At 73.6% G+C, this 5,245-nt stretch carries 1 protein-coding gene and 1 pseudogene; both read left to right on the forward strand.

Annotated features, from left to right (window positions below):
• On the forward strand, positions 1 to 3,104 hold a 3,104-nt coding region (locus tag ACIA8X_RS46780), incomplete at its 5' end, for an SDR family NAD(P)-dependent oxidoreductase (RefSeq protein ID WP_399460793.1).
• Positions 3,105 to 3,195: 91 nt separating this feature from the next.
• Positions 3,196 to 5,245: pseudogene (locus ACIA8X_RS46785) on the forward strand (type I polyketide synthase); the annotation flags it as partial.

A 5,245-nucleotide genomic window follows, 5' to 3' on the forward strand; every position in this document is an offset into this window, starting at 1 on the left:
ATGGTGTGCGGTGTCTGCGGGAGCTGGGTGTGACCCGTTTCGTCGAGTTGGGTCCGGACGGCACCCTCACCGCACTGACCCAACAAGCCCTCGACGAGGAGGAACCCGGTGTCCTGACCCCGGCCCTGCGCAAGGGCCGGCCGGAACCCGAGACCGTCACCGGCGCCTTCGCGCTGCTGTGGATGGGCGGCGCCGAGGTCGACTGGCGGGCCGCCCTGCCCGCGGCCCGCCGGATACCGCTGCCCACCTACGCCTTCCAGCACTCCCGGTACTGGCTCGACGCGCCGGCCACGACCGGCGACATCACCGGCCTGGGCCTGACCGCGGCGGACCACCCGCTGCTCGGGGCCGCCGTGGGCGTCGCGGGCCGGGACGAGACGCTGTTCACCGGACGCCTGTCCCTGCGTACGCAGCCGTGGCTCGCGGACCACGTCGTCGCCGGGTCGGCACTGCTGCCCGGCACGGCGCTGCTCGAACTGGCCGCGCGGGCCGCGGAGCAGGTCGGCGCGGAACGGGTCGCCGAACTGAACCTGGCCGCCCCGCTCGTGCTGTCGGCCGACGAGGGCGTCCAGTTGCAGGTCGCCGTCGGCGCCCCCGACGAGCGGTCGGTACGCACCCTCGACATCCACTCGCGCACAGCGGACGGCGACTGGGTCCCCAACGCCGGCGGCACGCTCGACTCCGAGCGGCCCACCGACGGGGACACCGCACTCGTGGCCTGGCCACCGGCCGGAGCCGACGAGATCGACCTGAGCACCGCCTACGAGCGGCTCGTCGAGCACGGCTACGCCTACGGCCCCGCCTTCCGTGGTTTGCGACGGCTGTGGCGTACCCCGGGTGAGCTGTACGCCGAGATCGCGCTGCCCGACGCCCTGCGCGACAGCGCGAGCGCCTACCTGCTGCACCCGGCGGCCCTGGACGCGGCGCTGCACGCGCTGCTGCCCGGAGTGGCGGACGACGAGACGGCGCCCGCCAGGATCCCCTACGCCTGGTCCGACGTACGGGTGCACGCGGCGGGCGCCGCGGTGCTCAGGGTCCGTCTCGCGGTGACGCGGCCGCAGCCCGAGACGCTGGAAGCCACCCTGACGGTGGCCGACGGCGCGGGCATGCCGGTGCTGTCGGCGGGCTCGCTGGTGCTGCGCCCGCTGGCGCGCGACGCGCTGCGCCTCGCCGGTGCCGGACGGGACGGCCTGTTCGCCGTGCGGTGGACGGCCGACGTGCCGGACACCGGCTCGCAGCCGGACACCTCCGGCTGGGCCGTCGTGGGCCGGTGGGCGCACGCGCGGATGCCGTCGTACCCGGACCTGGCGGCAGCGGCCGAGGCCGGTGCGCACACGGTCGTCTGGGCACCCGAAACCCCCGAGGAGGCCTCCGCCTCCGGTGCGGCCCTGCCCGCTGCCGCCCGCCACGCCCTGCACCGGGCGCTGGACCTGGTGCGGGAGTTCCTGGCCGACCGGCGGCTGGCCGCGGCCAGGCTGGTCGTGGTGACCCGGGGCGCGGTGTCGACGGGCGCCGGCGAGGACGTGCCGGAGCTGGCCCACGCGGGACTGTGGGGCCTGCTGCGCGTCGCGCAGAGCGAGAACCCCGACCGCATCGTCCTGGTCGACGCCGACCCGGCGTCCCGGACCGAGGAGGAGTTCCGGCACGTGGCCGACGCCGTGCACGGTGGACAGGCCCAGATCGCGATCCGGGACGGACGGCTGCTGACGCCACGCCTGGCCCGCCCCACGGCCGAAGCCGGGGAGAGCGCGGAACCCGGCTGGGACCGGGGCACCGTGCTGGTGACGGGCGCGACCGGCACGCTGGGCGCCCTGGTCGCCCGGCATCTGGTGGCCGAACACGGAGCACGGCGCCTGTTGCTGCTCAGCCGACGCGGTGCCGACGCCCCGGGCGCCGATGAGCTGCGCGCACGACTGGAGGAGCTGGGCGCCGTGGTCGACTTCGCCGCCTGCGACGTCGCCGACCGTGCCGAGCTGGCCGCCGTCCTGGACCGTGTGCCGCAGGACGCCCCGCTGTGCGCGGTGGTGCACACCGCGGGCGTGCTGGACGACACCGTCATCGGGGACCTGACCGCCGAACGCCTGCACGCGGTGGTGCGGCCGAAGATCGACGCGGCCTGGAACCTGCACGAGCTGACGCGCGAGCTGCCCCTGTCGGCGTTCGTGCTGTACTCCTCCATCGCCGGGCTCATCGGCAATGCCGGCCAGGCCAACTACGCGGCGGGCAACACCTTCCTGGACGCCTTGGCGGCCCACCGCCGCGCCTCCGGACTGCCCGGTACCTCGGTGGCGTGGGGACTGTGGCAGGAGTCGAGCACGATCAGTGGCGGCCTGTCGCAGGCGGACCTGCGACGGCTGGCCCGGCTCGGGCTGCGGCCGCTGCCCTCGGACACGGCGATGGACCTCTTCGACGCGGCCGTCGTCGGGCCGGAGGCGGTGACGGCGGCGGTGCACCTCGACACCCAGGTGCTGCGCCGCCAGGGCGAGCAGGCGCATCCGCTGCTGCGCCACCTGGCACCCGCCCCGCCCCGCCGCACGACCGGCGCGAACGACCAGGCGGCCGACAGCACGGCCGGCCTGCTACGGCAGCTCGCCGCACTCGGACCGGACGAGCGCGCGGCGGCCCTGGCCGACGTGGTACGGGCCCAGGCCGCCGACGTGCTCGGCCACACCGGGCAGGACGCGGTGGACGCCGAGCGCTCGTTCCAGGAGCTGGGCTTCGACTCGCTGACCGCGGTGGAGCTGCGCAACAAGCTCAACGCCGCGACCGGCCTGCGGCTGCCCTCCACGCTCGTCTTCGACTACCCCACGCCCGCCGCCCTGGCCGGACACCTCGCCGACGAGATCACCGCGGGCGCGGAGCCCGCCACGCCGGCCGGCCCCGTCCTCGCCGACCTGGCACGCGCCAGGACGGCCATCGAGGCCCTCGCCGCCGGTGACGAGGCCACCCGAACCCAGGTGGCGTCCAGCCTGCGTGAGTTGCTGCAGCTGGCCGAAGGAGCGCTCACGGCCGCGGCGGACGGCGCCGGTGACCCGGCCGGCGAGCCGGACCTGGACTCGGCGACCGACGAAGAGCTCTTCGCCCTGCTCGACGAACTCGACTGACCCCGGGCCCCGCGGCGGCCCACGGCTGCCCGGACGGCCTTCTTCTGTCCAACCACACACATTCTTCCTGGAGTTGAGACCCGTGACGGATGAGGCAAAGCTCCGCGACTACCTCAAGCGGGCCATTGCCGACGCCCGCGACGCCCGCAAGCGCCTGACCCAAGTCGAGGACAGGCAGCACGAGCCGATCGCGATTGTGGGGATGGCGTGCCGTTATCCGGGTGGTGTGGCGTCGCCGGAGGGGTTGTGGCGGTTGGTGGCCGGTGGGGTGGATGCGGTGAGTGGGTTTCCTTCGAATCGGGGGTGGGATCTGGAGGGGTTGTATGACCCTGATCCGGAGCGTGTGGGGGCGAGTTACACGCGGCATGGTGGGTTTTTGCATGATGCGGATCTGTTTGATCCGGAGTTTTTCGGGATGTCTCCGCGTGAGGCGACGGCGGTGGATCCGCAGCAGCGGTTGTTGTTGGAGACGGCGTGGGAGGTGTTCGAGAGCGCGGGGGTGGATCCGGGCTCGTTGCGGGGGTCACGCACCGGCGTCTTCACCGGCGTCATGTACGGCGACTACGGCACACGCGTCGCGGACGTACCCAAGGGCATGGAGGGCTACCTCGCCAGCGGCAGCGCCGGCAGCGTCGCCTCCGGCCGCCTGTCCTACACCTTCGGCCTCGAAGGCCCGGCCGTCTCCGTCGACACGGCGTGCTCGTCGTCGCTGGTGGCTCTGCACCTTGCGGCGAACGCCCTGCGCGGCGGTGAGTGCGACCTCGCGCTGGCCGGCGGCGTGACCGTCATGTCCCGGCCCATGCCCTTCATCGAGTTCTCCCGGCTGCGTGGTCTGGCCGAGGACGGCCGGTGCAAGCCGTTCTCCGCGTCGGCGGACGGCACCGGCTGGTCGGAGGGCGCAGGACTGCTGCTGGTGGAGCGGTTGTCGGACGCGCGGCGCAATGGTCATACGGTGCTCGCGGTGGTGCGGGGTTCGGCCGTGAACCAGGACGGTGCGAGCAATGGGTTGACGGCGCCGAACGGTCCGTCGCAGGAGCGGGTGATTCGTGAGGCGTTGGCGAACGCGCGGCTGAATGCGGCGGACGTGGACGCGGTGGAGGCGCACGGTACGGGTACGACGCTGGGTGATCCGATCGAGGCGCAGGCGCTGCTGAACACCTACGGTCAGGAGCGGCCTGGCGCGGATCGGCCGCTCCTGCTGGGGTCGTTGAAGTCCAACATCGGGCACGCTCAGGCCGCCGCGGGTGTGGGCGGCATCATCAAGATGGTCCAAGCCATACGGCACGGCGTGCTCCCCAAGTCCCTGCACTGCGAGGAGCCGACCCCGGTCGTCGACTGGGAGGCGGGCGCGGTGGAGCTGCTGACCGAGGCCCGGCCCTGGCCCGAGAGCGGACGCCCCCGCCGCGCCGCCGTGTCCTCCTTCGGCTTCGGCGGCACCAACGCCCACGTCATCATCGAAGCGCCGACAGCCGACGAACCGGCCGAGACCGGCAGCCCGGCCCCGACGGCGGCCCCACAGCACACAGTCCCGCCGGCCACACCGCTGGTCCTGTCCGGCAAGAGTCCCAAGGCCCTGCGGGCGCAAGCACACAACCTGCTCACCCATCTGGAGAGCACGCCCGAGAGCGGGCTCCTGGACACCGCCTACACCCTGGCGACCCGCCGCGCGGTCCTGGACCACGGCGCCGCCCTCGTCGCCCACGACCGCGCGGAGCTGCTGACCGGGCTGCGCGCCCTGTCGTCCGGCACACCGTCGCCGTACGTCGCCCGCGGCGCACGCGTCTCGGGCAGGACCGCGTTCCTGTTCTCCGGGCAGGGGTCCCAGCGCATCGGCATGGGCATGGAGTTGTACGCGGCGCACCCCGTCTTCGCCGAGGCGTTCGACGCGGTCGCGGCGGAGCTGGACGGCCGCCTGTCACAGCCGTTGGCGCAGATCGTGCGCACGGGCGAAGGGCTGGACGACACCGCCTTCACGCAGGCCGCGCTGTTCGCCGTCGAGGTCGCCCTGTACCGCCTGCTGGAGTCCTGGGGCATCCGTCCCGACTTCCTGTTGGGTCATTCGGTGGGTGAGGTGGTGGCGGCGCATGTGTCGGGGGTGTTGGGGCTGGCGGATGCGTGTGTGTTGGTGGCGGAGCGGGGTC

Source organism: Streptomyces sp. NPDC051738, from assembly GCF_044453205.1.
Lineage (GTDB): Bacteria > Actinomycetota > Actinomycetes > Streptomycetales > Streptomycetaceae > Streptomyces.